Annotated in this window: 28 protein-coding genes; 12 read left to right on the top strand and 16 right to left on the bottom strand. The window is 67.7% G+C overall.

What is annotated here, in order from left to right; genetic code table 11:
- Positions 1 to 4: 4 nt before the first annotated feature.
- From glpX to ACSGC5_RS08025, 3 genes are all read right to left on the bottom strand, one after another.
- Complete coding sequence (glpX, locus tag ACSGC5_RS08035) at positions 5 to 994, bottom strand: class II fructose-bisphosphatase (RefSeq protein WP_434970125.1); 990 nt, start codon at positions 992 to 994, stop codon at positions 5 to 7.
- Between the two features lie 99 nt (positions 995 to 1,093).
- Positions 1,094 to 1,447 (bottom strand): hypothetical protein, encoded by a 354-nt coding sequence (locus tag ACSGC5_RS08030; protein ID WP_434970124.1) that lies wholly within the window; start codon positions 1,445 to 1,447, stop codon positions 1,094 to 1,096.
- A 99-nt stretch (positions 1,448 to 1,546) separates the two neighbouring features.
- Positions 1,547 to 1,876, bottom strand: coding sequence for a hypothetical protein (locus tag ACSGC5_RS08025; protein WP_434970123.1), 330 nt, complete (start codon positions 1,874 to 1,876; stop codon positions 1,547 to 1,549).
- A 182-nt stretch (positions 1,877 to 2,058) separates the two neighbouring features.
- Here ACSGC5_RS08025 and fbaA point away from each other — a divergent pair, with 182 nt between their 5' ends.
- Positions 2,059 to 3,090, top strand: a complete 1,032-nt coding sequence (fbaA, locus tag ACSGC5_RS08020; protein WP_434970122.1) for a class II fructose-bisphosphate aldolase — start codon at positions 2,059 to 2,061, stop codon at positions 3,088 to 3,090.
- A gap of 32 nt (positions 3,091 to 3,122) precedes the next feature.
- Here fbaA and ACSGC5_RS08015 read toward each other — a convergent pair whose 3' ends face one another.
- Together ACSGC5_RS08015 and ACSGC5_RS08010 are read right to left on the bottom strand one after the other, a co-directional pair.
- Positions 3,123 to 3,680, bottom strand: a complete 558-nt coding sequence (locus tag ACSGC5_RS08015; RefSeq protein ID WP_434970121.1) for a DUF6264 family protein — start codon at positions 3,678 to 3,680, stop codon at positions 3,123 to 3,125.
- Positions 3,677 to 4,696, bottom strand: a complete 1,020-nt coding sequence (locus ACSGC5_RS08010) for a 4-hydroxy-3-methylbut-2-enyl diphosphate reductase (protein WP_434970306.1) — start codon at positions 4,694 to 4,696, stop codon at positions 3,677 to 3,679. The genes ACSGC5_RS08015 and ACSGC5_RS08010 overlap by 4 nt, the downstream gene beginning before the upstream one ends.
- 81 nt (positions 4,697 to 4,777) lie before the next feature.
- On the opposite strand from ACSGC5_RS08010, the gene xseA reads away from it, so the two are divergent.
- The 7 genes from xseA to ACSGC5_RS07975 are packed head-to-tail and all read left to right on the top strand — an operon-like array spanning position 4,778 to position 10,850.
- Complete coding sequence (gene xseA, locus ACSGC5_RS08005; protein ID WP_434970120.1) at positions 4,778 to 6,073, top strand: exodeoxyribonuclease VII large subunit; 1,296 nt, start codon at positions 4,778 to 4,780, stop codon at positions 6,071 to 6,073.
- Positions 6,074 to 6,083: 10 nt separating this feature from the next.
- The gene (locus tag ACSGC5_RS08000) at positions 6,084 to 6,332 is read left to right on the top strand and encodes an exodeoxyribonuclease VII small subunit (RefSeq protein WP_434970119.1); all 249 of its coding nucleotides are present in this window, start codon (positions 6,084 to 6,086) and stop codon (positions 6,330 to 6,332) included.
- Positions 6,332 to 6,973, top strand: coding sequence for a DUF4245 family protein (locus tag ACSGC5_RS07995; RefSeq protein WP_434970118.1), 642 nt, complete (start codon positions 6,332 to 6,334; stop codon positions 6,971 to 6,973). Before ACSGC5_RS08000 ends, ACSGC5_RS07995 begins: the two co-directional genes overlap by 1 nt.
- Positions 6,973 to 7,608, top strand: coding sequence for a carbonic anhydrase (locus tag ACSGC5_RS07990; protein ID WP_434970117.1), 636 nt, complete (start codon positions 6,973 to 6,975; stop codon positions 7,606 to 7,608). Before ACSGC5_RS07995 ends, ACSGC5_RS07990 begins: the two co-directional genes overlap by 1 nt.
- A 50-nt stretch (positions 7,609 to 7,658) precedes the next feature.
- Positions 7,659 to 9,053 carry a class II fumarate hydratase gene (locus ACSGC5_RS07985; RefSeq protein ID WP_434970116.1) on the top strand — a complete coding sequence of 465 codons (1,395 nt, stop codon included), beginning with the start codon at positions 7,659 to 7,661 and terminating at the stop codon, positions 9,051 to 9,053.
- Between the two features lie 46 nt (positions 9,054 to 9,099).
- A complete protein-coding gene (locus tag ACSGC5_RS07980) occupies positions 9,100 to 10,197 on the top strand; it encodes a sensor histidine kinase (RefSeq protein WP_434970115.1) in 1,098 nt (365 codons plus the stop codon).
- The gene (locus ACSGC5_RS07975) at positions 10,194 to 10,850 is read left to right on the top strand and encodes a response regulator transcription factor (protein WP_434970114.1); all 657 of its coding nucleotides are present in this window, start codon (positions 10,194 to 10,196) and stop codon (positions 10,848 to 10,850) included. The genes ACSGC5_RS07980 and ACSGC5_RS07975 overlap by 4 nt, the downstream gene beginning before the upstream one ends.
- A 211-nt stretch (positions 10,851 to 11,061) precedes the next feature.
- Here ACSGC5_RS07975 and ACSGC5_RS07970 read toward each other — a convergent pair whose 3' ends face one another.
- The 3 genes from ACSGC5_RS07970 to ACSGC5_RS07960 all read right to left on the bottom strand — a co-directional run bounded on the left by ACSGC5_RS07970 (position 11,062) and on the right by ACSGC5_RS07960 (position 14,603).
- Positions 11,062 to 12,426, bottom strand: a complete 1,365-nt coding sequence (locus tag ACSGC5_RS07970; protein ID WP_434970113.1) for a PhoH family protein — start codon at positions 12,424 to 12,426, stop codon at positions 11,062 to 11,064.
- Between the two features lie 188 nt (positions 12,427 to 12,614).
- The gene (locus ACSGC5_RS07965; protein ID WP_434970112.1) at positions 12,615 to 13,739 is read right to left on the bottom strand and encodes an aminotransferase class V-fold PLP-dependent enzyme; all 1,125 of its coding nucleotides are present in this window, start codon (positions 13,737 to 13,739) and stop codon (positions 12,615 to 12,617) included.
- Positions 13,740 to 13,811: 72 nt separating this feature from the next.
- Positions 13,812 to 14,603 (bottom strand): isoprenyl transferase, encoded by a 792-nt coding sequence (locus ACSGC5_RS07960; RefSeq protein WP_434970111.1) that lies wholly within the window; start codon positions 14,601 to 14,603, stop codon positions 13,812 to 13,814.
- A gap of 181 nt (positions 14,604 to 14,784) precedes the next feature.
- On the opposite strand from ACSGC5_RS07960, the gene trhA reads away from it, so the two are divergent.
- Positions 14,785 to 15,474 (top strand): PAQR family membrane homeostasis protein TrhA, encoded by a 690-nt coding sequence (gene trhA, locus ACSGC5_RS07955; protein WP_434970305.1) that lies wholly within the window; start codon positions 14,785 to 14,787, stop codon positions 15,472 to 15,474.
- Between the two features lie 26 nt (positions 15,475 to 15,500).
- On the opposite strand, the gene ACSGC5_RS07950 is transcribed toward trhA, so the two are convergent.
- Positions 15,501 to 15,803, bottom strand: a complete 303-nt coding sequence (locus tag ACSGC5_RS07950) for a hypothetical protein (protein ID WP_434970110.1) — start codon at positions 15,801 to 15,803, stop codon at positions 15,501 to 15,503.
- Between the two features lie 63 nt (positions 15,804 to 15,866).
- On the opposite strand from ACSGC5_RS07950, the gene ACSGC5_RS07945 reads away from it, so the two are divergent.
- Both ACSGC5_RS07945 and greA read left to right on the top strand, forming a co-directional pair.
- Positions 15,867 to 16,286: a DUF4307 domain-containing protein gene (locus ACSGC5_RS07945; protein ID WP_434970109.1), complete on the top strand. Its 420-nt coding sequence runs from the start codon at positions 15,867 to 15,869 to the stop codon at positions 16,284 to 16,286.
- 79 nt (positions 16,287 to 16,365) lie between these two features.
- The gene (gene greA / locus ACSGC5_RS07940) at positions 16,366 to 16,857 is read left to right on the top strand and encodes a transcription elongation factor GreA (RefSeq protein ID WP_434970108.1); all 492 of its coding nucleotides are present in this window, start codon (positions 16,366 to 16,368) and stop codon (positions 16,855 to 16,857) included.
- 9 nt (positions 16,858 to 16,866) lie between these two features.
- Here the strand turns inward: greA and ilvA are convergent, their stop codons facing one another.
- Both ilvA and ACSGC5_RS07930 read right to left on the bottom strand, forming a co-directional pair.
- Positions 16,867 to 18,093 (bottom strand): threonine ammonia-lyase, encoded by a 1,227-nt coding sequence (gene ilvA, locus ACSGC5_RS07935; protein ID WP_434970107.1) that lies wholly within the window; start codon positions 18,091 to 18,093, stop codon positions 16,867 to 16,869.
- Positions 18,090 to 19,283, bottom strand: a complete 1,194-nt coding sequence (locus ACSGC5_RS07930; protein ID WP_434970106.1) for an AI-2E family transporter — start codon at positions 19,281 to 19,283, stop codon at positions 18,090 to 18,092. The genes ilvA and ACSGC5_RS07930 overlap by 4 nt, the downstream gene beginning before the upstream one ends.
- Positions 19,284 to 19,342: 59 nt before the next feature.
- Between ACSGC5_RS07930 and ACSGC5_RS07925 the strand changes: the two genes are divergently transcribed.
- Complete coding sequence (locus ACSGC5_RS07925) at positions 19,343 to 20,254, top strand: hypothetical protein (RefSeq protein WP_434970105.1); 912 nt, start codon at positions 19,343 to 19,345, stop codon at positions 20,252 to 20,254.
- 26 nt (positions 20,255 to 20,280) lie between these two features.
- Here the strand turns inward: ACSGC5_RS07925 and ACSGC5_RS07920 are convergent, their stop codons facing one another.
- The 5 genes from ACSGC5_RS07920 to ACSGC5_RS07900 all read right to left on the bottom strand — a co-directional run bounded on the left by ACSGC5_RS07920 (position 20,281) and on the right by ACSGC5_RS07900 (position 25,853).
- Positions 20,281 to 21,171 carry a M48 family metalloprotease gene (locus ACSGC5_RS07920; RefSeq protein WP_434970104.1) on the bottom strand — a complete coding sequence of 297 codons (891 nt, stop codon included), beginning with the start codon at positions 21,169 to 21,171 and terminating at the stop codon, positions 20,281 to 20,283.
- Between the two features lie 21 nt (positions 21,172 to 21,192).
- The gene (locus ACSGC5_RS07915; protein ID WP_434970103.1) at positions 21,193 to 21,762 is read right to left on the bottom strand and encodes a LemA family protein; all 570 of its coding nucleotides are present in this window, start codon (positions 21,760 to 21,762) and stop codon (positions 21,193 to 21,195) included.
- Between the two features lie 68 nt (positions 21,763 to 21,830).
- The gene (locus ACSGC5_RS07910) at positions 21,831 to 23,144 is read right to left on the bottom strand and encodes a D-arabinono-1,4-lactone oxidase (RefSeq protein ID WP_434970102.1); all 1,314 of its coding nucleotides are present in this window, start codon (positions 23,142 to 23,144) and stop codon (positions 21,831 to 21,833) included.
- Positions 23,141 to 24,370, bottom strand: a complete 1,230-nt coding sequence (locus ACSGC5_RS07905) for an alanine racemase (RefSeq protein WP_434970101.1) — start codon at positions 24,368 to 24,370, stop codon at positions 23,141 to 23,143. The genes ACSGC5_RS07910 and ACSGC5_RS07905 overlap by 4 nt, the downstream gene beginning before the upstream one ends.
- Before the next feature lie 139 nt (positions 24,371 to 24,509).
- Entirely contained in the window at positions 24,510 to 25,853 is a 1,344-nt protein-coding gene (locus tag ACSGC5_RS07900; RefSeq protein WP_434970100.1) for a DUF222 domain-containing protein, read from the bottom strand.
- Positions 25,854 to 25,974 lie beyond the last annotated feature (121 nt).

Here is a 25,974-nt window from a genome sequence, read left to right as displayed (position 1 = left end):
CCGATCACAGCCATTTCGACACGAGATGCTCCGAAGACAAGCGCCGGAGTGTTCCCGATGCCCCGCGCAGCACGACGCTCTCGGTGTAGACATAACCGCCCTCGCGTCGAACACCGGCGACGAGTTCACCGTTGGTCACCCCGGTCGCCACGAAGATCGTGTTGCTGCCCTGCACCATGTCGTCTGCCTCGTACACGTGCCCGCCGATCTTGAGTCCGGCATCGATCGCGCGCTGCGACTCGTCGTCATCGCGCGGCCAGAGCCTGCCCTGGATGTGTCCTCCCAGAGCCTTGATCGCGCACGCGGTCACGATTCCCTCGGGACTGCCGCCGATCCCGACGCACATATCGGTGCGCGCGTTATGGCGCGCCGCATTGATCCCGCCCGCGACATCACCGTCGGTCATGAGCCGAGTGCCCGCCCCCGCCTCGCGGATGTCAGCGATGAGCTGGTCATGGCGAGGGCGGTTGAGGACCGACACCACGATCTCGTCGACAGGCTTTCCCAGCGCCTTCGCGAGAAGCCGGATGTTCTCACCGATCGGCAGGCGGATGTCGACGACGCCGACGCCCGCCGGGCCCGTGACGAGCTTGTCCATGTAGAAGACCGAGGACGCGTCAAGCATCGTGCCGCGATCGGACACGGCGATCACAGAAAGGGCGTTGTTGCGTCCCGCCGCGGTCAGGGATGTCCCGTCGATCGGATCGACGGCGACATCGCACTGAGGGCCGCGCCCGTTCCCGACGCTCTCGCCGTTGAAGAGCATGGGAGCGTTGTCCTTCTCGCCCTCGCCGATGACGATCGTGCCATCGAAGCTCACCGTCGTGAGAAAGGCCCGCATCGCGTCAACGGCCGCCCCGTCGGCGGCCTCCTTGGCACCGCGGCCGATGAAGGGAACGGATCTGATCGCGGCGGCCTCCGTCGCGCGTACCAGCTCGAGAGCGAGGTTCCGATCAGGATGCAAGGGGCTCATGTCTGCGGTCAGGCTCACCATGCCTTCACCCTAGCGACGGCACCTGCGCTCTCCGCCCTCTTTCGCGCGCCGTCGCGCGCAACAATCACGGTTCTTTCCGCTCGCGAAACCGCGCGCCGGCTATGCGCCGCTGTGTCCGCTCGAGACTCCCGCCGCCCACTCGAGCGCGATCAGCACGATGAGGCCGATGACCGCCGAAAGCGCCATCGCGCCCATGAGCCACGCGAGGGTCATGCTCTTGGCCCGCGGCGAACGGATGTAGATCGCACTGGTGATCATCGCGAGGTATCCGGCAACCAGGAGCGCCAACGCCATCCCCGCCGAGGCGAACTGCAACGGCATGAGGAACGCGAACACGGTTCCGGCAACGACGAGCAGGATGCCGCCGGCGATCAGCCACCGTTTCTCGCTACCCTCCCGCATGGCGGGCTGGTTGCGTAGGCTGGTGGGGTCGTCTTCCTTCGGATCAGTCACCGTTGTGACGGTAGAACCGCCGGCCGCAGTCCGCACACCCCTTGACAGAGCCCCCGTCGGCTCTCGATCACCCGGCCGCACGGCTCACGACCGCGCGACTCACGATCGCACGACGGGCTCGCTTTTCGCATCGAAGTGCTGCGCGACCAAGAGAATCCCGCCAGAGGAGTTCGCGGAGTTGGCGAGGTCTTCGATCCACTCGCGGCTCAGCGGCGGGGGCTCGGGCTCATCGAACACGAACCGGAGCGGAATGGACGGATGCAGCCACAGCGTGGTGCGACCGGGTTCTTGATCATCGGGGTGCTGCCACGACACCGTGAAACTTTCGCCGCGGCGCAGCTTGGTCGCGATCACGACCTTGAGATGCGCGAGCGCGAGGTCATCGATGTAGATCGGGGTCGCCGACCCTCCGTAGTAGACAGTTCCCATGTGCGCCACCCTAGGCGTCGAGCGGCGAGTTCGCGCCAAGATGGCAGAACCTTCATGTTCCGGTTCAGCGTCTGTGCGGGCTCGATCAATCTCACGGCTCCCGTCTGCGTGAGCGCGCACGCGCTTCGCTAGAGTGACCGTGACCCCCACCGAGGTGAATCCCCCCGACAAGGAGCGCACTCATGCCCGTGGCAACCCCCGACCAGTACGCCGAGATGCTCGATCGCGCGAAAGCGGGCGGGTTCGCATATCCGGCCATCAACGTGTCCAGTTCGCAGTCGATCAATGCGGTGCTCCAGGGTCTGACAGAGGCTGGCTCTGACGGCATCCTGCAGGTCACCACCGGCGGCGCGGACTACTTCGCCGGCCACACCGTGAAGGCGCGCGCAACGGGCGCGCTGGCGATGGCGAAGTTCGCGACCGAAGTCGCCAAGAACTACCCCATTACCGTGGCTCTGCACACCGACCACTGCCCGAAGCCCGCGCTGGAGGACTTCGTTCTTCCGCTGCTGGCGGCATCCGAAGAGCAGGTGAAGGCAGGCGGCGAGCCCATCTTCCAGTCCCACATGTGGGACGGGTCGGCGGTGCCGCTCGCCGAGAACATCGAGATCGCCAAGGAACTTCTCCCGCGGCTCAAGAACATCAACGCGATCCTCGAGGTCGAGATCGGTGTCGTCGGCGGGGAAGAGGATGGCGTCAAGCACGAGGGCACCAACGACGCCCTCTACACCACCACCGGCGACGTGACGCAGGTCGTGGAAGCGCTCGGCCTGGGCGAGCAGGGGCGCTGGATCGCGGCGCTCACGTTCGGGAACGTCCACGGCGTCTACAAGCCGGGGAACGTCAAGCTCAAGCCGGAGCTGCTCGGCGAGATCCAGGAGGGTATCGCCGCCGCGTTCGGCACCTCGGCAAAGCCGCTCGATCTCGTCTTCCACGGCGGCAGCGGTTCGACCGATGAGGAGATCGCCCTGGCCGTTGCCAACGGCGTCATCAAGATGAACATCGACACCGACACCCAGTACGCGTTCACGCGGTCGGTCGCGGGTTTCATGTTCAGCAACTACGACGGCGTGCTCAAGGTCGACGGCGAGGTCGGGAACAAGAAGGCCTACGACCCGCGAGCGTGGGGCAAGATCGCCGAGTCGGCGATGGCCGCCCGTGTCGTGGAGGCGACGCAGCAGCTCGGGTCGGCAGGCAAGTCGCACGGCGCCTGAGGTCGTGTACGCCGTTCACGGCGTACCTGCGCTCACCCCATCGAGGACAGGTACGCCGTGAACGCCGGGTCGGACATCAGCGGCACGACGGCAAGGGCTCCCACGATCACGTGTGTGACGACCGCACCGACCAGCGGAACCCACCACGCGAGTTTCCTGGCCATCGTGCGACGCACCGAAAACCACGCGGTGATGAGGTAGCCGAGCACGAGCGAGATCGCCGCCGCAGTCCCCCAGACCCGTCCGCCGTCGAGATTCGTGTACTCGCCGGGGATCCCCATCACCTCGAAGACCGTGGCGGCGTACTGCGGAAAGTCGAGAAGCGCCAGCGCCGCAACCGCGACATTCACGAGCGCGTAGGCCAGCAGCGCGAACGTGACGATGCGATCGATCGCGCCGGAGCGCGCCCCGACGCTCGAGGCGCCGGACCCGGGCGCAGCACGGTCGGGGGACGCCGCCGATGCGGCATCGGTCACCGATTCGCCGGTCTCAAGCGACCACGTCGCATCCGGTTTCTGGATCCGGGCACGCTGCTCTTCGGGAGTCGCGTAGACGCCGTACCTCGGCTCCGGCCGCTCGTCCTCGCTCATGCGCGCACTCGCCCGCCCCGGTGACCGGCGGCACCCTGGCGAAGCTCCTTGGGGAGCGAGAACATCAGGTCCTCCTCAGCCGTACGAACCTCGGCCACGTCTCGGTAGCCCGCCGAGGCAAGGTCTTCCAGCACCTGCTGAACGAGAACTTCGGGCACGGATGCGCCGCTGGTCACGCCGACGCTGGCGACACCCTCCAGCCACTCCTGCCGGATCTCGTCGGCATAGTCGACGCGGTACGCGGCCTTCGCACCGTACTCCAGCGCGACCTCGACAAGTCGCACACTGTTCGAAGAGTTCGCGGAGCCGACGACGATCACGAGGTCAGCGTCCTGGGCGACCTTCTTGATGGCGACCTGGCGGTTCTGCGTGGCGTAGCAGATGTCGTCGGAGGGCGGGTCTTGCAGCTCGGGAAAACGCTCACGCAGTCGACGTACCGTTTCCATCGTCTCGTCGACCGACAGTGTCGTCTGCGATAGCCACACGACGCGCGATGGATCCCGCACCTGCACAGTGTCGGCCTCCTCGGGCGAATTCACGACCGTGATGTGCTCGGGTGCCTCGCCGGCGGTCCCCTCGACCTCTTCGTGACCGACGTGCCCGATGAGCAGGATCTCGAAGTCATCGCGGGCGAACCGCACGGCTTCGCGATGCACCTTGGTGACCAGCGGACACGTCGCATCGATCGCCTGGAGCTGGCGGTCCGCCGCGGACTGGACGACGGCTGGGGAAACGCCATGCGCACTGAAGACCACGTGAGCTCCCTCGGGCACTTCGTCGACCTCGTCGACGAAGATCGCACCCTTCTGCTCGAGTTCGGTCACGACGTGGATGTTGTGAACGATCTGCTTGCGGACATAAACGGGGGCGCCGAACCGCTCCAGGGCCTTCTCGACCGCGATCACGGCACGGTCGACGCCGGCGCAGTATCCCCGGGGCGCAGCGAGCAGCACCCGCTTGGGTCGGTCGACCGGGATATCCTGGAGGCGCTCTCGGCGCCGCGGGACGCGGGGCATGGGCATGTGGACCGCGGGAGTGCTCATCGCTCCGATTCTACGGGCGTGGTCTGAGCGGGGACGGGGAAACCGAGAGGGACTATGACGACGTTTCAGCCCGAGGCAGTTCCTGGGCAGTCCCCTCCCCCGGATTCGGTGCACCCCCGAGACTCCAACGCCCAGTCTCCGACGTCGGTCGCTCGTCTCGGCGAGACGATCCGCGGCTTCGTCGAGACGTGGGGCTCGGTGTGGGTCGAGGGCGAAATCACGTCATGGAACCTTCGCGGCGGGAACGTCTTCGGGCGCATCAAAGATCTGACGACCGACGCCACGATCTCGATCCGCATCTGGTCGAGCACACGCCAACGACTCCCGTCCGACCTCGCGGTCGGCGATCGGGTCGTCGCGTGCGTCAAGGCCGACTACTTCACCCGGACCGGTGACTTCAGTTTCGCCGTGTCGGCTATGCGGCACGTGGGTCTGGGGGATCAGTTGGAACGGCTCGAGCGGCTGCGAGCCCAGCTGCGCGGCGAAGGCCTCTTCGATCCCGCCCGCAAGCGGCCGCTTCCCTTCCTGCCGCATCTGATCGGACTGATCACGGGTGAGAACTCCGATGCCGAGAAGGACGTCCACCGAAATGCCGAGCTGCGCTGGCCGCGGGTCCGGTTCCGCACGCGCTACGCGGCAGTCCAGGGCGACCGCTGCGTCCCCGAGACCATCGCCGCGCTGAAGGCCCTCGACGCCGACCCCGAGGTCGACGTCATCATCATCGCGCGTGGCGGCGGCGACCCACAGACACTCCTCGGCTTCAGCGATGAGCGGCTCGTGCGCGCCGTCGCTGCGGCATCCACCCCGATCGTCAGCGCGATCGGTCATGAGAACGACCACCCGATCCTCGACGATGTGGCCGACCTTCGTGCGTCCACGCCGACGGATGCCGCAAAGCGCGTCGTCCCGGATGTCGCCGAACAACGAGCGCTGGTGGCGCAGCTGCTCAGTCGAGCGCGAACGCGGGTGACGCAGCGACTGTCCCACGACATCTCCCAGTTGGAACAGCTGCGCTCCCGGCCTGTGCTGCGCAATCCTGAGCATGCCCTCTCGCAGCGCGCCCAGCACATCGAGCTGCTGGTTGCGCGAGGTCGCGATCACGCGGAACGCGCCGTGGCGACGCAGTCCCGGCGTACCGCCGAGCTGCGGGCGGCGGTACGGGCGCTGTCTCCGGCCTCCACCCTCGCCCGCGGGTACGCGATCGCGCACCTCGCTGGCGGCGTCATCGTGCGCGACGCCGGGCAGGCACCCCCCGGCTCCGACGTCACGGTCACTGTCGGACGGGGATCGTTTGCGGCCCGCTCCGCGGGTGAGATCGCCGAGGCGAGCACGCCCGATCCGCCGCTCTAGGATGGAGTCCATGACCGCCGCGAACCCTTCCGCTTCGGGGGACATCGACGGCCTGTCTTTCGAGCAGGCGCGCGACGAGCTCGTGCGCGTGGTCGCGGAGTTGGAGCAGGGTGCCCCAACCCTCGAGGAGTCACTCCGACTGTGGGAGCGCGGCGAAGCGCTCGCGGCACGGTGCGAGCAGTGGCTCGTCGGTGCGAAGGAACGGCTGGATGCGGCGCGCGCATCATCCAGCCGTACCGAGAGCGGGAACGAGGGGTAATGGCGCAGCGTGAACGGATCGTCGCCGAACTCGGCCGACCCGAAACGGCCGCTGAGGCGGCAGCGCGCAAGGCCGAGTCCTCGCGTGTCTACCGCTCGAGCCAGACCTTCCGCAATCTCATCGCCGCTCTCGTCATCACTCTCGGCGTCGTCGCGATCGTCATCTTCGCGGTGCCGCGCGGCGAGCCGGCTCCGCAGGAACCGATCGATGTCGAAGCGGTGGCACGAGAGGTATCGCTGACCCTCGACGGGTCGACCGCGCTGGTTCCAGCGGTACCCGACAGCTGGCTGGTCACCTCCGCAACAGTCGCGGGCGAGGACCCGCGCACCTGGACGGTGCTGTATGTCCCCGATGGCGATGCCGGCTTCGTTCGCGTCGCGCAAGGATTCGGCGCCGACCAGACGTGGGCGACCCGGGAACTCTCGGGCGCGGATCCGGCCGGCACGATCGTCATCGACGGCGTCGAATGGGTGGAGTACGACATCCCCGACCCCGCGAGGGCGGGCAACATCTCGGCGGCGATCAGCACCACGCTCGGCGACGACACCGTGCTCGTCTACGGCGCCACGGATGCCGCAACGCTGCGCGTGGTCGCCGAGGGGCTCACCGAACAGATCATCGCTGCCCGGGAGGAGAGCTGATGACGCCGACCGCGACGCCCGCCGAGGTGTGGAACGAGATGCGCCAGGGCAACGCCCGGTTCGTCTCGGGAGATCCTTCCCACCCCCGGCAGGATGTCGAGCGTCGTCATGAACTCGCCAGCGGCCAGCGCCCCCGTGCCGCACTGTTCGGGTGCGCAGACTCGCGCCTGGCCGCGGAGATCATCTTCGATCAGGGCCTTGGCGACCTCTTCGTCGTCCGAAACGCCGGACAAGTGATCTCGGATTCTGTCGTCGGGAGCCTGGAGTACGCGGTGGCGGTGCTCGAGGTTCCCCTGATCGTCGTGCTCGGCCACGACGAGTGCGGCGCCGTTGCGGCAGCCATCGAATCCACGACGGTCGATGCTCCCTCACTTCCCCCGCACATCTGGCGGCAGATCGCCCCCATCGTCCCCGCGGTACGACGGGTCATCCGAGCATCCGAGGGCGGCGCTGTCGATGCCGAAGAGGTCGGCCGCGAGCATCTGAGAGACACGGTCGCCGAGCTCCTCCACTCGTCCGAGCTGATCAGCGACGCCGTGGCCGCGGGCACGCTCGCGATCGTCGGAGCGAACTATCGACTCTCCGAGGGGACGGCGGTACCCGACGTCATCGTGGGCGCCGCCGAGAACTCCTGATCACCGCGGGGCGGATGCCCCAGACAGAACCGAAGCGAAGGAACAAGGACGTGACTGACATCGAGTACCGCATCGAGCACGACACGATGGGCGAGGTGCGGGTCCCCACGCACGCGCTCTACGCCGCGCAGACGCAGCGCGCGGTCGAGAACTTCCCCATCTCGGGCGACGCGCTCGACCCCGCGCAGATCGTCGCGCTGGCGCGCATCAAGAAGGCCGCCGCGCTTGCCAACAAGGACCTCGGCACGCTCGATCCGCAGATCGCGGACGCGATCGCATCCGCGGCCGACGAGATCATCGGCGGCGCTCACGCCGACCAGTTCCCCATTGACGTCTACCAGACCGGCAGCGGGACCTCGTCGAACATGAACATGAACGAGGTGCTCGCGACCCTCGCATCCCGCAGCCTCGGCCAGACGGTGCACCCGAACGACCATGTCAACGCGTCGCAGTCCTCCAACGATGTCTTCCCCACATCGGTGCACGTCGCCGTCACACAGGAGCTCATCGACGACCTCATCCCGGCTCTGGACCATCTGGCGGTCGCGCTCGAGGAAAAGGCGGAGCAGTGGAAGAGCGTCGTCAAGTCCGGACGCACGCACCTCATGGATGCCACTCCGGTCACGCTCGGCCAGGAGTTCGGCGGCTATGCGCGCCAGATCCGTCTCGGCATCGAGCGGGTGCAGGCGGTGATCCCTCATGTCGCTGAAGTGCCGCTGGGAGGCACGGCGGTGGGCACCGGTATCAACACTCCGCTGGGCTTTCCTCAGCGGGTCCTCGAGATCCTCGTGGCGGAGACCGAGTTGCCGATCACGGAGGCCAAGGACCACTTCGAAGCCCAGGCAAACCGTGACGCGCTCGTCGAGGCATCGGGCGCGCTCCGGACGATCGCGGTGTCACTGACCAAGATCAACAACGACCTGCGCTGGATGGGGTCAGGTCCCAACACGGGGCTGGCCGAGCTACGCATCCCCGACCTCCAGCCCGGGTCATCGATCATGCCCGGCAAGGTGAACCCGGTGGTTCCCGAAGCCACACTCATGGTCTGCGCACGGATCATCGGCAACGACGCGACGATCGCGTGGGCGGGCGCCTCCGGAGCCTTCGAACTCAACGTCGCGATCCCTGTCATGGGTACCGCGCTTCTGGAGTCGATCCGGCTGCTCGCGAACACGGTTCGGGTCCTGGCCGACAAGACGATCGTCGGCCTCGAGGCGAACGTCGAGCGCGCTGCCGCATTCGCCGGCATGTCGCCGTCGATCGTCACCCCGCTGAACAAGCTCATCGGCTATGAGGCCGCCGCGAAGATCGCCAAGCATTCGGTGTCTGAGGGCATCACGATCCGCGAGGCGGTCATCGCTCTGGGCTACATCGACCGGGGCGAGCTCACCCTCGAGCAGCTCGATGAGAAGCTCGACCTCCTGTCGATGACCCGCGCGGGCTGACAGCGCGTGGATGCGCTCGGCACGAGTGCCGCGCGATAATCACGACATGGCGCGGTCGCAACGGCCGAGTACTGCTCGGCGTCGCATCGTCACGGGGTCGACGGTGGCGTGCGCTGTCGCGCTCGCGCTTGTCGGAGGCGTCACGTTCACGGTTCAGGCGGTCGGTGTCTGGAACGATCCGGCGCGGCTCGATGACCTCCTGCTTCCGATGGTCGTGTTCGGCGCGGCATCGCTCGTGGCGATCGGGATCGTGGCGATCGTCGGGTGGTACGTCGTCGGCGCAGCCGTCCGTTCGATCGAGGGCGTGCGGACCGCCGCCGAGAGCATGACTCTGGGCGATCTGAGCCGCCGGCTCCCCTCCGACGGCGAGCACGGTCTCGCGGAACTGTCCCAGACCGTCAACTCCATGCTCGACCGACTCGAAGGTTCGGTCGACTCGCATCGTCAGCTTCTGGACGATGTCCGTCATGAGCTGAAGACCCCGATCACCATCGTGCGCGGGCACCTCGAGATCATGGACGCTTTCGATCAGGCGGATGTCGATGCGACCCGGGCGATCGGGATCGCCGAGCTCGATCGCCTCTCCCGTCTGGTCGAGGACATCGATCTGCTCGCGGCGGCCGAGACCGACACGTACGAGCACGGCGACATCGACCTGGCCGTGCTCACCGCGCGGATGGGTGACATGGTCGCGGTCATCCCCGGGCACGACTGGCGTGTCGCCGCGCGGGCGACCGGACGGATGCGGGGCGACGCCGATCGCCTCCTGCAGGCGTGGCTCCAGCTCGCCGACAACGCGGCGAAGTACTCCCCCGAGACAACTCCGATCGAAATCGGGAGCGAGACGGATGCTGTCGAGGTTCGGCTCTGGGTCCGCGACCACGGCCCCGGTGTCCCGCCGGCGATGAGGCATCGGATCTTCCGCCGTTTCGACCGCGCGGGGCGACGCCGTAGTGTAGGAGGATCAGGGTTGGGATTGGCGATCGTCGACGCCATCGCAAAAGGCCACGGTGGCCGATGCGAGGTGAGCGACAGCCCCGGGGGTGGGGCAACGTTCACCATCCATGTGCCGCACACCAGCGGCGCGGCCTACCCGGCGCCGGTACGCGCCGATGACGTGATTCACCAAGGGGGGAGCCGGTGACGACGATTCTCATCGCCGAGGATGAGCCGCAGATATCGGCCTTCGTGGCGCGCGGATTGCGCGCCGCGGGGTACGAGACGGTGATCGTGGACGACGGTCCGCCCGCGCTCGAACTGCTGCGCGCGGGCGGCATCGACCTGGTGCTCCTGGACATCGGTCTGCCGACGCTGGACGGTTTCGACGTCCTCCGTCAGATCCGGCGCGAGGGTGGCACCGTGCCCATCATCATGCTCACCGCCCGCACGAGCACGCGGGACACCGTGGAGGGCCTGGAAGCGGGCGCGAACGACTACATTCGCAAGCCCTTCACCTTCGAGGAGCTTCTCGCGCGTGTCCGGTCCCGACTTCGGGAGTTGCCGACCAGCCCCGGGACGAAGATCTCTCACGGCGAAGTGTCGCTGGACCTGCTCTCCCGGCGAGCGCTGGTCGGCGGCCGCGAAGTCGAGCTGTCAGCACGGGAGTTCGCCCTCGCCGAGCAATTCTTGCGCAGCCCCGGCACAGTGCTCTCGCGCGAACAGTTGCTCAGCCGCGTGTGGGAGATGGACTTCGATCCGGGCTCGAACGTCGTCGACGTCTATGTGCGGTACCTTCGCGGCAAACTCGGGGCGCACCACATCGCCACCGTCCGCGGTGCAGGCTACCGCTGGGAGTGACGACCAACGAGAATGCCCCCGGCGTCTGGGGAGTCGCCGGGGGCGGGTCGGCTATTGGGGGGTCACCGACCGGGGGCCTCGCGATCTGGGGGGCTCGCGGAACCCTTTAGCTCCATGGTGTCAGACACCCGGTCACCACAGACCCGCCCCTCGATGAGACTCTTCTCATGGTTGGATACGGGTCTGCTGTGAGCGCGCCGATCCCGTCAGATCAGGACAACTCTCCGGATTCGAGAAGGTCCGTGACCAGCGCCGCGATCGCCGAACGCTCCGACCGTACGAGCGTGACGTGACCGAACAGTTCCTGGCCCTTGAGCGTCTCGATGACCGACGCCACGCCGTCGTGCCGACCGACCCGGAGGTTGTCGCGCTGACCGACGTCATGGGTGAGGACAACCCGTGAGTTCTGGCCGATGCGGCTGAGGACCGTCAAGAGGACGTTCCGCTCGAGCGACTGCGCCTCGTCGACGATGACGAACGCGTCGTGGAGCGAGCGCCCGCGGATGTGGGTCAGCGGCAGGACCTCCAGCAAGCCGCGCTCGACGACCTCGTCGAGGACATTGCCCGAGACGACCGAACCCAGCGTGTCGAAGACCGCCTGCCCCCAGGGGTTCATCTTCTCGCTCTGGTCACCCGGGAGGTAGCCCAGCTCCTGACCGCCGACAGCGAACAGAGGGCGGAACACGATGATCTTGCGTTGCTGCTGCCGCTCGAGCACTGCCTCGAGCGCCGCGCAGAGCGCGAGCGCGGACTTGCCGGTGCCCGCCCTGCCCCCGAGGGACACGATGCCCACCTCGGGATCCAGGAGAAGATCGATGGCGACACGCTGTTCCGCGGAGCGGCCGTGCAGTCCGAAGACCTCCCGGTCGCCGCGGACGAGGCGAAAGCCCCCGTCGCCGGTGACTCGCCCGAGGGCCGATCCGCGTTCGGAGTGGATGATGAGGCCGGTGTTTACGGGCAGTCCGGTGACCTGCTCGCTGGTGGCCACCTCGCTCTCGTAGAGATCGCTCAGCTCGTCGCCGGAGATGTCGATGGTTGCGATGCCCGTCCATCCGGAATCCACTGCCTGCTCGGCCAGGTACTCCTCGGCCGAGATCCCCAGCGAAGCGGCCTTGACGCGCATCGGCAGGTCCTTGGACACGACGGTCACCTCTTGACCGTCGGAGGCGAGATTCATCGCGACGGCAAGGATTCGACTGTCGTTGTCGCCCAGCCGCATCCCTGAGGGCAGAGCGTCGGGGTTCGTGTTGTTGAGCTCGACGCGCAGCGTGCCGCCCGCACCGACCGGAACCGGGAAGTCCAGTCGCCCGTGCTCTACCCGGAGTTCGTCGAGGTGACGCAGCGCCTGTCGCGCGAAGTAGCCGATCTCGGGATCGTGCCGCTTGCCTTCGAGCTCGGTGATCACGACAACCGGAACCACGACGTTGTGCTCCGCGAATCGGAAGAACGCGCGAGGATCACTCAGCAGCACCGATGTGTCGAGCACGTAGGTGCGCAGCGTCTGATCCTGCTCGGCATCCTCGATCCGGTGGTCCTGGAGGGCCCGATCCTGTGCCTGTGCTGCCCGTGTGGTCACAACCCACTCCCGCCCCGGGTGGTAAATCCCGGTACCCAGCGAGTCGACCAGGGGTCACGAGTCGCGATCCTGACGGCCGACCCGGTCGGGCGCCTTGCCCGACGAGTTGAACGTACGACGCCACCCGGGTGCCGCGGGCGGCGACACGCTGTCGGCACCGTTACGTCGAGGTAAATTTCCCTCGACCGCTACCAGGACCGGGATGCCGCGAACGCCGACACGGCGGACGCGAACAGCGAGAGCGATTCATCGTCCGTTCCGGCGTGAGCCGACACCCGGATCGTGCCGCCGCGCGGCGTGATGGTCACGCCCGCGTTGGCCAGCGCCGCCGCGAGGGGCCCGGCGTCCTGCGGATCGGGAGCGAGGGTCACGATGCCCGCGCGACGTTCGGGCTCTCGAGGGGTGAGGACGGGAATGGCGTTCTCGTCGGCGATCTCGATCACTCGCGTCGCCCGGTCGGCGACGACCTCGGAAATGGTCGCGACACCGACGTCATGGATCTCCTGCAGCGCGCTCCCGAGCCGCGCGGCAGCAAGCGAGTCAGCCTTCGAGACGATGAAGGCTCGCGCGTCAGGGGCCGGCGCGGGGAGGGCGTCGACGGGGAGCCCGTCGGCCACTCCCGCGTAGCCCGAGAGCACGGGGGTCAGCCTGTCGACCGCGCGCTGGCTGTAGCTGGCCACTCCGGTACCGCGTCCCGCGCGAAGCCACTTGTAGCCGTTCGCGCAGACGACATCGGCAGCACTGTAGTCGGCATCCACGATCCCGAGTCCCTGGATCGCGTCGACGATCAGAAGACGGTCACCGATGACCTCGCGCAACGCGGTCAGATCGGCACGAAATCCGGTGCGGAAGTCGACGAGGCTCACCGCGACGGCCGTGATCTCGTCGGTGAGCGCATCGCGCACAGCATCCGGCGTCATGTACCCGTGCTCGGGGTCGAGCCAGGCTGCGCGAACGGTGTCCATCGAGGCCTCGGCGCGCGCGGCGGCAATCGTCAGCGCCGGATACTCCGCACGCGAGAGCAGGATGGTTCCGCTGAGGCCATAGATGGCTTGCTGCAAGCCGTGGCTGGTAGAGGGTTGGATGACGACCTGCTCGGCAGGCACACCCAGCACGGATGCCGCGTGAGCACGCGACTGGTCGACGTGCTCGTTCACGAGGTCGACGCTGGAGCGGCGCCCCGTTCCAAGGAGTTCGGCATCCGCGTGCACTTCACTGCGCACGACGGGCGAAAGCGGACCGAACGCGGCCCAGTCGAGGTAGCCGGGCTCGGAATCGAACGATTCGATATACGTTGTGATGTCACCCGTCACGGTCACATTCTGGCACGGCCTGGCACCGACGGGGCGTGCGCGATGCGTCGACAGGACGCCCGGGAGAGGGGCTTAGCCGCCGAACCGACGCTCCCGACTCGCGTAGTCACGCAGCGCCCGTAGGAAATCCACTTCGCGCAGGTCGGGTCCAAGGGCCTCCATGAAGTAGAACTCGCTGTGCGCGCTCTGCCACAGCAGGAAGTCGCTCAGGCGCTGCTCTCCGGAGGTGCGGATGACGAGGTCGGGGTCGGCCTGTCCGCCGGTATAGAGGTGCTCGCCGATCTGCTCCGGGGTCAGGCTCGCCGCGAGTTCTTCGAGCGAACCTCCGTCGCGGTCGTGGGCGGCGATGATGCTTCGCACGGCGTCGACGATCTCGGATCTTCCCCCGTACCCGACCGCGAGGTTCACGTGGAGCCCGGTATTGCCCGCCGTGCGGGCTTCGGCAGCACCCAGCACGGTGTTCAGCTCCGGCGGGAGCAGGTCAGCCCGCCCCACGTGCTTGACCCGCCAATCGCGGACTCGCGAGAGCTCTTCGGCGAGACCGGCGATGATCTGCAGCAGATCGTTCAGCTCCGCGGCGTCGCGCTTTCGCACGTTGTCGGTCGAGAGGAGGTAGAGGGAGACGACACGAACCCCGAGGTCGTCGCACCACTCGAGAAACTCCCGCATCTTGGCGGCGCCCGCGCGATGGCCGTGCGCCGCGGTCTCGTAGCCGAGCTGGCGCGCCCAGCGGCGATTGCCGTCGATCATCATCGCGATGTGATGCGGCATGTTCTCCGGCGTCAGCTGACGGCGAAGTCGAGCGGTGTAGAGCCGATACAACGGCCCCTTACCGCGCGCCGTTGCCCGCACTCCCGATGCCACACGGCAACGTTACTCCTGCCGCCGCGGACTCATCTGCGAGGCACGTCGCCGACGAGAGGCCGCGAGCGTACTCCCACTGGCATACGCGGACTCGTAGGCTCGAAGAGTGACCCCATCCGGCGCGGACCATCAGCCCCCTCCCCCGACCCCCGACTGGGACGAGGCGGTCGAGGGCGCGGAAATGCCGCGGATCCCGCTGGTCGAAGAAGCCGAGTCCGTCACGCGCGACGAACTGAAGCCCTCCTGGCGCGGGTGGATCCACGCGGCGACCTTCCCGATCGCGTTTGCGGCCGGCATCGTCCTGATCGTCCTGTCGCAGGGTGCCGCCGCGAAGTGGTCGGCGACGGTGTTCATGCTGACGTCGCTGTTGCTGTTCGGAAACTCCGCGCTGTACCACCGGTTCCGGTGGAAGCCCGCGACCCGCGCTGTTCTCAAGCGCATCGATCACGCGAACATCCTGCTGCTGATCGCAGGGACGTACACCCCGATCGCGGTGCTCGCGCTCCCGACGAGGGAGGCGACCATCCTGCTCTCCCTGGTGTGGGGCGGCGCTGTGCTCGGCATCCTGTTCCGGGTGTTCTGGATCGACACGCCGCGCTGGCTCTACGTCGCCCTGTACCTGGTGCTCGGCTGGGCAGCCGTCATGTACATCGTTCCGCTGTTCCAGGCGAGCGCCGCAATGATGGTGCTCGTGGCCGTCGGCGGTGTTCTCTACACGCTCGGCGCTGTCGTCTACGCGCTCAAGCGCCCGAATCCCTGGCCGAACCACTTCGGGTTCCACGAGATCTTCCACGTGTGCACCGTGCTCGCGTTCCTGTGCCACTGGACCGCGTGTCTTCTCATCGGGCTCAGCCCGGCCTATCACGGGTAGACCCCGCCGGCCTCGAGAACGCCGCGTTAGGAGCCTTCGGGCCGCGAGTTTCGCTCAGGATCGACCTCGTCCGTCTCGGTCGCGGATTCGTCCGAAACGCCGAGGCCCTCCGCCTCCGCTCGGGCCTCGGCGTCGAGTTCATCCCGGATGTCGGCGCGCACGCGGCCGCGTCGGATCCGTCGCATCATGTCGGTGATGAGCAGGATCACTGCCACCGCGAGCAGCGCGATCACCAGGAAGCCCCACGGACCGGGAGTGACCAGGTTCGGATCGACCGTCGATGACGGACTCGGTACGGGGGTCGCGGTGACCATCGGAATGCGCATCATGTCTCGTTTCGGGTGGCCAGCGTCTAGCCTGGAGTTCCAGCCTACGACCCTCGAGACACCCCCATGACGACCGCCTCCTCTGCATCCGCCGACGCGATCCGCGCCAAGCTCGATGACCGCTACGGGAGATCGCGCGGTCGCGCGCCGCGCTGGGCGATCGCTCTCGGGCTCGTGGCGGTCGGCGCCGCGATCGGCTGGTTCGCATGGATGACGGTCGCGGGCTCACTCGAGAGCGTGGATGCCGACACCACGGGGTTCGAGGTGATCGACGATCGGGTCGTGAACCTTCGCTTCCAGGTGACGGCTCCCGTCGGACGCGAGGTCGCGTGTGTGCTGGAGGCGCAGGACGAGGATCACGGGATCGTCGGGTGGCGCGTGCTCGTCATCCCGCCCTCGACCGAACACACGAGGGGATTCGTCGAGACGATCCCCACGACGGCCGGCGCCACGACGGGTTTGATCAACTCCTGCTGGGTGACGTAATCTAGCCAGACCGTAATCCACGACGCCCTGGCGCTGCCGGGGCGTCTTGCCATATCGGCGCCGACGAAAGGAGACGCTCGTGTCCAGCGATGCCCCGGTGACCTTCCTCACCCAGGAGGCGTTCGATCGCCTCAGCGCCGAACTCGAGCACCTCTCCACGGTCGGCCGCGAAGAGATCGCAAAGCGTATCGAGGCGGCGCGCGAAGAGGGAGACCTCAAGGAGAACGGCGGCTACCACGCCGCCAAGGACGAGCAGGGCAAGCAGGAGGCCCGCATCCGTACCCTCCAGGCGCTGCTCAAGAACGCCAAGGTCGGCGAAGCACCCGAGAGCATGGGGGTCGTCGAGTCGGGAACTGTCGTCACCGCGATCATCGCGGGCGGCGAGGAGGTGTTCCTCCTGGGCAATCGCGAGATCGGTGCGGGTTCCGAGTTGGATGTCTATAGCGAGGCGTCGCCGCTGGGGGCCGCCATCCTCGGCCTCAGCGAGGGAGACAAGACCTCCTACACCGCGCCCAATGGCCGGGAGATCACCGTGGAGATCGTCAAGGTCGAGACCTACGACGGACAGTGAGTCGCCCTGTCAGTCCGCGGCGACATGAACGACGAACCCGGCGTTCTCGAGCGTCGCGATGACGTGCGCCTTGTGCTCCTCGCCTCGGGTTTCGACGCTCAACTGCAGTATCACCTCGCTGATCTGAAGCCCCTGCCCGTGGCGCGTGTGCAGCACCTCGATCACGTTCGCTCCGGCCAGCGCCAGCAGCTCTGACACGCGCGCAAGCTGTCCGGGCCGATCCGGCAGCGGGATGCGCATCGTCATGTATCGACCCGACGCCGACAGCCCGTGGGCGACGACGCGCTGAAGAAGCAGCGGGTCGATATTGCCCCCCGACAGCACGCACGCCGTCGGGCCCTGAGCGGTGATCTTGCCGGCGAGAATGGCGGCGACACCGACGGCTCCGGCTGGCTCCACAACCTGCTTGGCGCGCTCCAGAAGCACCAGCAGCGCCCGAGCGATGTCGTCTTCGGACACGGTGACGACCTCGTCGACCAGTTGGCTGATGATCTCGAAGGGCAGGTCTCCTGGGCGCGCGACCGCGATCCCGTCGGCGATCGTTGCGCGGGTGGCGACCTCGATGGGGTGCCCGGCCGCCAGTGACGCGGGGTAGGCGGCAGAGTTCTCGGCCTGCACTCCAATGACGCGGACGGACCGGCCCACGGCCGCTGCGCGCGCCTTGACCGCTGCGGCGACACCGGAGATCAGTCCCCCGCCTCCGATGCCGATGATGACCGTGTCGAGGTCGGGGACGTCGTCCATGAGCTCGAGCCCGAGCGTTCCCTGGCCCGTGATGATATCGGGGTGGTCGAACGGGTGGATCAGCACCGCCCCCGTGCGCTCCGCAAACTCGGCGGCCAGGCGAAGGGGGGTCTCCACCGTCGCACCTTCGAGGATCACATCGGCGCCGTACCCGCGTGTGGCCAGCAGCTTCGGAACCGGCACCCCGAGGGGCATGAAGATCGTCGCCGCGATCCCGAGCTCCTGTGCGGCCAGGGCGACGCCCTGCGCGTGGTTTCCTGCGGAGGCCGCGACGACGCCGCGCGCGCGCTCAGCGTCGGTCAGCCGCGAGAGCCGGTTCGCGGCGCCACGGATCTTGAACGAGCCGGTGCGCTGCAGGTTCTCGAGTTTGAGGGCGACGGGAACGCCGAGCAGGTCAGTCAGATGCAGGGACTCGTCCATCGGCGTGCGGCGGATGACGCCCGAAAGAGTTGCGGCCGCATCCTCGACGTCGGCGAGGGTGGGGATGCTCACCTCCCGATTCTCCTCGGCCGGGGAACCGTCGACCAAATCAGGTCGGGCGCGTCGGGTCTCGCGCCGGTCTCCCATGCCCGGTCACCGATGTAGACGGCCACGACGTTGACGAACGCGGCCAACGGGACCGCGAACAGAGCGCCCGGGATGCCCGCGATGAGCGCGCCGCCCGCGACGACGAGCACGACGGCCAGCGGATGGACCTTCACCGCGGATCCCATCAGAAGCGGCTGCAGAACGTGCCCCTCGAGCTGCTGGACGCCCAGCACGACCACCAGCATCCACAGCGCGATCCATGGGCCGTTGTAGACGAGCGCGAGGAAGACGGCGAGCGCTCCGGTGAGGACCGCACCGACGATCGGGATGAAGGAGCCGAGGAAGACCAGGACGGCGACGGGGATCGCGAGGGGCACCCCGAGCAGGAACGCCCCCAGACCGATACCGACCGCATCGATCGTCGCGACCAGCAACTGCGTCCGTGCGTAGTTGGCGACGGTGACCCAGCCGGCGCGCCCGGCGCCGTCGACCGCGGGACGGGACGCCCGCGGGAACAGCCGCGTGGTCCACCGCCAGATCCCTGATCCGTCAGCGAGGAGGGTGAGGAGGATGAAGACAGTCAGCAGAGCGCCCGTGGCCACGTGTCCCACGGTGGTCCCGATCGCCAGAGCGCCGGTCCACAAGAGTTCGGCCTGCTGCTGAATGAAGGTCCACGCCTGCGCGAGCAGGTCGTCGATCTGTTCGGCCGTCAAGTGAAGCGGTCCATCGATCAGGTACTGGCGAAACTGTTGCACGGCCTCGATGGTGCGCTGCTGAACCGACGGCCACTCGCGCGTGATCTGCCAGATCGCCAGCCACAGCAGGCCCGTGATGATGGCGGCAGTGCCCACGACGGTGAGGAGGATCGCGAGCCACTTCGGGAAGCGAAGGCGTAGCATTCCGGTGAACGCAGGCCATACCAGGGCCGTGAGCAGGATCGCGATCAGCAGCGGGATCACCAGCAGTTTGAGCTGGATGACGATCCAGACACCGACGCCGACGGCGGCCGCGATCACGAGGAATCGCCATGCGTACGCCGCGGCGAGATGGTACCCGGGAGGGATGCCGCGCGTCGCCTCCATCGACACGATCCGACGTCGGTCCCGGATCGCGTCAAAGAACGATCCTTTGGGCTTGTCGTCGGGAGCGCTCATCCGCTCAGTCTAGAACCGGGCGCACCGCCAGCCGGCAGCAGGCCCACTAGCGTGGGGGTGTGAAACGTGGTCCTCTCATCGCCGTTGTCGCGGGGGGTGCGTTGCTGCTTGCGCTGGGCGCCGCACTGGTCTGGGTACTGCTTCGCCCGGCGGGGCCGCAGGCGGTCGCGGAGGACTACTTCGAGGCTCTCACCCGTGGCGACGCCGCGTCAGCGCTCGCCCTCGTCGCCGCTGAGGATGTGGATGCCACCGTCGCCCAGGCGGCGTTCGAGGGCGCGTCGGGGAGGATCTCGGGAGTGACCGTCTCAGGGGTGGACGAGGACGGCGAAACGGCGACAGTGTCGGTTGCGTTCTCCCTCGACTCCCAGCCCGGCACGGCGGCGGTGGGGCTCGTTCGCACCGCCGACGGATGGAAGGTGACCGAGAGCGGGCTCGGATCGATGGCGATCAGCTCAACGCTCGGAGACGCCGCGGCGCTCGGCACCGCGATCGTCGCGGCGGACGAGCCGATGCTCCTCCTCCCCGCGCGCTATGACGTCATCCCCGCTCCTGTCGGCATCCTGACCGGCGAGGCGTCCGCGGCGGTAGTTCCCGGCGGCGCCGCGGCCGTGGACCTGCAGCCGCGGGTCGCGGACGGCGCGGTCGAGGCGGCGGCCACGCAGGTCCAGGCGTACCTCGACGCGTGCGTCGCGCCCACCGACTCGGTACCGGAGAGCTGCGGCATCCGTGTGCCGTGGGCAGCCGACCTCGCCGCTCTGGCCTCGCTGGCGTTTCGCGTCGAATCCGCGCCGACGCTCGCCTTCTCGGACGACCTGTCGAGCTTCGCGGCGACCGGCGGTGTGCTGGTCGCGACTGCCAGCGGCACGACCCGCGACGGTTCAGCGGGAAGCTTCACCTATCGCACGGATGAATGGTCGCTCCGCGGCGGCATGACCTTCACCGGCAATCGGCTGGTCCTGTCGGTGGACTGAGAACGGGCGGCAGCACGAGCTGTCCGTCAGAATTCTGCGCCCATCGTGTGCAGGCGTTCGATCCGCGCGGGGATCGGTGGGTGCGTGGCGAACAGGCGGGACATGCCCTTTGCGCTCAGCGGATTCGCAAACCACAGGTGCGCCATCGACGTATTGGCTCGGTTCAGCGGCTGGGCGTGGGACTCGAGCTTGGCGAGCGCGGATGCCAGACCGTCGGGGTCGCGCGTGGTGAGCGCTCCGGTGGCGTCGGCGAGGTACTCGCGCTGACGGGAGATAGCCGCCTGCACCGCGCCGGCCAGCAGCGGCGCGACGATCGCCGCGACGATGCCGAAGATGAGGAAGAACAGCTGCGCCTGGCTGTTGCCTCCTGAGCGCCTGAGTCCGCCGAAGAAGGCCATGCGCATGAGGATGTCGGCGAGCAGCCCCACCGCGACGACGAGGCCGAACACGATCAGTGAGACTCGAATGTCGTAGTTGCGGATATGTCCGAGTTCGTGCGCGAGCACTCCCTCCAGCTCCCGGTCGGTCATGATCTCGAACAGTCCCGTCGTCACCGTGATCGCCGCTTCTTCGGGCTTGCGGCCCGTGGCGAAGGCGTTCGGAGCTGAGTCCTCAACGACGTAGAGCCGCGGCATGGGCGTACCGGTCGTGATGCACAGGTTCTCGACCAGCCGGTAGTACCGCGGGGCCTCCTCCCGCGAGACCTCGATCGCGCCTGCCAACGCGAGCGCTTCGCGGTCTGCGGCGAAGTACTGCACCGTTGCGTATCCGACGGCGAAGATCAGCACGAAAGCGGTGACCCACCAGTTGTTGCCCATGAGCCAGCCCGCGAGCAGGCCCACGGCGCCCAGTCCCAGCACGAACAGGATCAGGATGAACCAGGTGTTGCGCTTGTTCCGCGCGATGGCGCTGTACATGCGGCCTCTCGCCGGAGCCGACTAGAACTGGATACGCGGCGGCTCGGAAATCGCTGCCCCGTCGACGACCTCGAAGAACTCCCGCTCGGTGAACCCGAGGTTCTTGGCGAAGAGATTGTTCGGGAAGACCTTGATCTTGGTGTTCAGTTCGCGAACACCGCCGTTGTAGAAGCGGCGGGATGCCTGGATCTTGTCCTCGGTGTCGACGAGAGCCTGCTGCAGCTGCAGGAAGTTCGTGCTCGCCTGCAGCTGCGGGTAGGCCTCCGCGACGGCGAACAGGGACTTCAGCGCTTGCTGCACGTGCCCCTCTGCGACACCGGCCTCTGCGGGGCCGGACGCCGACAGCGTCTCGGCTCGCGCCTGAGTGACGTTCTCGAACACGGCCCGCTCGTGGGCTGCGTAGCCCTTCACGGTCTCGATGAGCCCGGGTATCAGATCCGCGCGGCGCTTGAGCTGGACGGTGATGTCGCTCCAGGCCTCGTCTACGCGCACATTGAGCTGCACGAGCGAGTTGTACGTCGCCCACAGATAGATGCCAACGATGACGACCAGCGCCACGATGATCAGAACCGGGATCAGCCACTCCCACATGCCAGCCATCCTAGGGGACGGGCCTCACCGCTGACTGTGAGTGCGTCGGGTGTTCGCGCGCGGCACACTCAGCTTCCGAGCACGCGCTCCAGGTAGGCGTTCTGGAAGGCCCGCTGCGGATCGAGCCGATCGCGCAGTGTCACGAAGTCGTCAAACCTCGAATAGCGAACACGCAGCGCCTCGGCATCCAGCGTGTGCATCTTTCCCCAGTGCGGCCGGCCGTCGTGCGCGAGCATGATCTGCTCGACGGCGGTGAAGTACTCGGTGGGGTCCTCCCGCCAGTAGCGGTGCACCGCGATGTACGCGGAGTCTCTCTCGTGCGCGGTCGAGAGCCACCGGTCATCGGCGGCCGCGAAGCGCACCTCGACGGGGAACGAAATCCGCCACCCTCGGGCACGGATGAGCGCCCGCATCTCGTCGAACGCGGGGCGGGCCGCCGCGGCCGGGAGGGCGTACTCCATCTCGCGAAACCGCACCGTCCGGCGCTGCGTGAAGACGCGGTTCGACCGGTCGGTGTAGTCGCGATTGCCGGTGAGGTTGACCGCGAGGCGGGAGAACGGCGGCACGATCGCCGGAACCCGCGCACCGAGGCCGCAGACAGCACGGTAGACGCCGTTGGCGAGCAGGGTTTCATCGACCCACTTCCCGACCACCGGCAGCGGCGAGCGCACCGCAGACTCGGGCAGTCGTGTGTTCGACTTCGTCAGCGCGACATCCGTGTGAGGAAACCAGTAGAACTCGAAATGATCGGTCGCCGCGACCCGGTCGTCCAGGCCGTCCAGCACATCGAGCAGCGGCTCCGGACGCTCAGTCGCGTCGAGGAGGAAGGCGGGGACACACTGCACCGTCACCTCGACCAGGATGCCGAGAGCACCGAGTCCGAGCGCGACGGCCGGGAGCAACTCCGCGTTCTCGGTTTCTGTGACCCGCAGTAGCTCGCCGGTCCCCGTGACAAGCGTCGCCCCGACGATCTGGGTGGAAATCCCTCCGAAGGCGGCACCGGTGCCGTGTGTTCCCGTGGAAATGGCGCCGGCGATCGTCTGCCGGTCGATGTCACCGAGGTTCTCCATCGCGAGGCCGTGTGGCGCGAGCAATCCCGGGATCTGGTGCAGCCGCGTTCCGGCACGCAGCGTCACGCGACGCCGCTGCGCGTCGACGGACACGAGCCCTGTCAGATCGCTCAGATCGAGCAGGACGTCCGGGGCGATGGCGATCCCGGTGAAGCTGTGGCCCGAGCCCACCGCCTTGATACGACGGCCGCGGGAGAGCGCCGCCTGCACCGACCGCTGCACGGCATCTGCGGATGCCGGGAACTCGACGCTCTGCGGTCGCACGCGTGCCGAGCGCCCCCAGTTCTGCCAGGTGCCACCCGGTCGTGTCACAGGAACGCCTTCCCTTCGCCGCGATACGTCGGTGCTTCGCCGACGACGGTGTCGTCGTCGACGAGCAGGTAATGCTCGACTCGCTCGGCGAGTTCGCCGCTCTTGGCATGCCGGAACCACACCCGATCCCCCACGCGCAGGTGTCGAGCCGCTTCGCCCTGCAGGGGGGTCTGCACCTCCCCCGCTCCTTCGCGAGGCAGCGTTCGAAGACCGGTCGGCCAGACCGGCCGGGGCTGGCGCGACGCGACGGACGGGCCCGACGCTATCCATCCACCACCGAGGACCGTCGCGATGTCGGGGGTGGGCTTGCGCACGACCTCGAGCGAGAAGGCGGCCGCTGGCTGGGGGGCGAAGGCGCGGTATCCATCGAACAGGTGGCCGGCGAACAGGCCGCTTCCCGCCGTCACTTCCGTGACTGCCTGGTCGGATGCCGTGAACTCGAGCGATCCGGTTCCACCGCCGTTGACGAACTCGAGGGGGGCGATCGGTCGCAGGGCTGAGACGATCGCCTGACGCCGCTGCAGAAGCTCAGCGGACGAGCGCTGCTGCATCCATCGAATGAGGCCATCGCCCGAGCCCGTGGCATCCCCCTGGCCGGCGATCTGCGCCTCGTACATCATGAGTCCGACGAGTCGGAAACCGTCGCGGCGTGTGATCGCTCGGGCGAGGCTCGCCACCTCGCCCGGTTCATGCACGGGTGAGCGGCGGACGCCGATGTGACCGAGAGCGGGAGCACGCCACGACCCGTCGGCGTCGATTGCGACACGGATGACGGGCCGCGCGCCCGGCGGCACGACAGCATCGACGACGTCGAGTTGGGCAAGATCATCGACCATGAGCGTGACGCGCGCGCATGCCTGGTCGCTCTGGGCCAGGGCAGCGATCGCCGCGCGGTCAACTGTCGGATACCCGAGAACGACGTCGTCGTGCGTTTCGGCGAGCCAGAGCGCTTCGGGCAGTGTGAAGGCGAGAATCCCGGCGTAGCCCGGGAGCGCGAGGGTGGCGTCGATGGCCTCCCGCACGCGGATGGACTTGCTGGCAACCCGGATCGGGACGCCTGCAGCACGCACCGCCATGTCCAGCGCATTGTGCCGCAGCGCCCCGAGGTGAAGCGTCGCCACGGGGCCGGAGACGTCGGCTACGGCATCCGTCTGCCTTTGCCAGAAGGTGGCGGAGTCGTGAGCCGGCTGTTTCGCATCCGCCATCGCCTGACCAAACGACACCATGACGGCACTCTACTCGGACTGTCGTTCTGACTCTGGCGGCTCAGCGCGGTGCCGACGGCTAGCCGCTGGACCGACCCCCGCTCGCGGACTGATCGCGGCGCCCAGGCACAACCCGACCGTTGCCCGGCGCCAAGCGCGCTTAGGCGGCGTGGGGGTAGAAGGTGGGGAGGTGTCGTTCAGGCTGGACGACATACCTGCGCCCGTGTGGGGATACCCATTCCAGGGACCCGTCATCGAGGTGGGTGATCTGCCACCCGCCATGATGTTTCACCGTGTGGTGGCCCTGACAGAGCGGGGCCGTGTTGGTCACACTCGTCTCGCCCCCGTGTTCCCACGCGATCGTATGGTCGATCTGACACTGCGAGGCCGGTTTCCCGCATCCCGGTCCCATACACCGGTCAGCCCGCCACTTCACGAGCTTCACCAGCTCCGGCGGTGGCCGATACCTCGTGCGGCCCACCGAGACCACGGCCCCGGTTTCAGGGTGGGTCAGGACCCGCATCCACCCCGACGCATTACCGGCCAGCTGCCGGGCGGTCTCGATCGGGATCGGACCAACCCCCTCCACCTCCGCCGGATCGGTCACACCCTCGACCCCGAGCAGGGCAAGGGCAGGGACGGTGACCACCACGGTCGCTTGGATCCCCCGCGCACCCTCCGGGTGCTGGGCCACGACCCCATCGATGAGCAGGTCGCAGAACACGTCAGCACGAATCTCATCCAACGACCGCTCCCCCGAACCTTCGGGCGAGCCGCCGCGGGTCGAACCGCGGTCGTGGTCACGGATCACCACCGCCTGCTGGGTGACCCGGGTGTAGATCGCGTGAGCTTCCACCGACGGAACCAACGCATGCACCCACGCCATCGAATCCCCCACCGGTTCCACCACGATCCGACGCCCCCGCACCGCGGCTTCATGGCGCTCCGTCAGAGTCGGGGCGGTTTCCCGGTCAATCAACCGCCGCAACGCCCGCCGAAAAGACCCCACCGGCAACGACTCCGCCAACCCCAACGCCCGCCCCACCAGGCGTGCCGCAAGATCGGGGTCGAGCACATCCAGGTCATCAACGAGGATCTCCGCATGCCGGACCGTCACACCCGCGTGCGAGAGCGACTCCAACACGCTCGGATAAGAGTGCACCAGCGACTCGGCACGGGCGAGCATCATCCCCGCCGCGCTCTCCGTCACCCGCAACGCCGACGCCAACTCCAACCGGAGTGAGCGCATCACCAGCTCCCGCGACCCACCCCCAAACCGGGTCACATCATCCAAAGCCTCCAGGCGCAGGTCATCGACCCGCGCGAACCGTTGCGCCGCGAGCACCGCCTCCAGATCAGCCGCCTCGAGCACCAGAGCGACAGCATCCGGACGCGGCGGAACCCACCCGGCCTCACCATCCCACTCACACACATCGTGCTCGTACAGGAACGCGTCAGCATCCGAAGCCCCAGTCCCCGACTCACCCACGCCAACCTCTTCCATACCCCCGACACTACGAGGGGGCTCCGACATTCACGCGCCCATCCATCCCGTCGGTGATTGACTTGGCGCGTGGGATTCGAGCCGTGTCGCGTGGGTCACATCGATGAGCTCGAGACGTTCC

This window comes from Microbacterium sp. bgisy207 (assembly GCF_965345035.1).
In the GTDB taxonomy this organism is placed as follows: Bacteria; Actinomycetota; Actinomycetes; order Actinomycetales; family Microbacteriaceae; genus Microbacterium.
The sequence above is the reverse complement of the archived record's forward strand: the minus strand, read 5'-3'. Positions and strand labels throughout refer to the sequence as shown.

What these genes read in the sequence shown, in the direction of transcription:
- ACSGC5_RS08000 (WP_434970119.1), top strand. Translation starts at nt 6,084, where the DNA reads ATGACCGCCGCGAACCCTTCCGCTTCGGGGGACATCGACGGCCTGTCT.
- ACSGC5_RS07980 (WP_434970115.1), top strand. Translation starts at nt 9,100, where the DNA reads ATGGCGCGGTCGCAACGGCCGAGTACTGCTCGGCGTCGCATCGTCACG.
- ACSGC5_RS07900 (WP_434970100.1), bottom strand. Translation starts at nt 25,853, where the DNA reads ATGGAAGAGGTTGGCGTGGGTGAGTCGGGGACTGGGGCTTCGGATGCT.
- trhA (WP_434970305.1), top strand. Translation starts at nt 14,785, where the DNA reads ATGCCGCGGATCCCGCTGGTCGAAGAAGCCGAGTCCGTCACGCGCGAC.
- ACSGC5_RS08015 (WP_434970121.1), bottom strand. Translation starts at nt 3,680, where the DNA reads ATGAGCGAGGACGAGCGGCCGGAGCCGAGGTACGGCGTCTACGCGACT.
- ACSGC5_RS07990 (WP_434970117.1), top strand. Translation starts at nt 6,973, where the DNA reads ATGACGCCGACCGCGACGCCCGCCGAGGTGTGGAACGAGATGCGCCAG.
- ACSGC5_RS07920 (WP_434970104.1), bottom strand. Translation starts at nt 21,171, where the DNA reads ATGTACAGCGCCATCGCGCGGAACAAGCGCAACACCTGGTTCATCCTG.
- ACSGC5_RS07945 (WP_434970109.1), top strand. Translation starts at nt 15,867, where the DNA reads ATGACGACCGCCTCCTCTGCATCCGCCGACGCGATCCGCGCCAAGCTC.
- xseA (WP_434970120.1), top strand. Translation starts at nt 4,778, where the DNA reads ATGACGACGTTTCAGCCCGAGGCAGTTCCTGGGCAGTCCCCTCCCCCG.
- glpX (WP_434970125.1), bottom strand. Translation starts at nt 994, where the DNA reads ATGGTGAGCCTGACCGCAGACATGAGCCCCTTGCATCCTGATCGGAAC.
- ACSGC5_RS08025 (WP_434970123.1), bottom strand. Translation starts at nt 1,876, where the DNA reads ATGGGAACTGTCTACTACGGAGGGTCGGCGACCCCGATCTACATCGAT.
- ACSGC5_RS07915 (WP_434970103.1), bottom strand. Translation starts at nt 21,762, where the DNA reads ATGTGGGAGTGGCTGATCCCGGTTCTGATCATCGTGGCGCTGGTCGTC.
- ACSGC5_RS08010 (WP_434970306.1), bottom strand. Translation starts at nt 4,696, where the DNA reads ATGCCCCGCGTCCCGCGGCGCCGAGAGCGCCTCCAGGATATCCCGGTC.
- ACSGC5_RS07905 (WP_434970101.1), bottom strand. Translation starts at nt 24,370, where the DNA reads ATGGTGTCGTTTGGTCAGGCGATGGCGGATGCGAAACAGCCGGCTCAC.
- ACSGC5_RS07950 (WP_434970110.1), bottom strand. Translation starts at nt 15,803, where the DNA reads ATGATGCGCATTCCGATGGTCACCGCGACCCCCGTACCGAGTCCGTCA.
- ACSGC5_RS07930 (WP_434970106.1), bottom strand. Translation starts at nt 19,283, where the DNA reads ATGAGCGCTCCCGACGACAAGCCCAAAGGATCGTTCTTTGACGCGATC.
- ACSGC5_RS07995 (WP_434970118.1), top strand. Translation starts at nt 6,332, where the DNA reads ATGGCGCAGCGTGAACGGATCGTCGCCGAACTCGGCCGACCCGAAACG.
- fbaA (WP_434970122.1), top strand. Translation starts at nt 2,059, where the DNA reads ATGCCCGTGGCAACCCCCGACCAGTACGCCGAGATGCTCGATCGCGCG.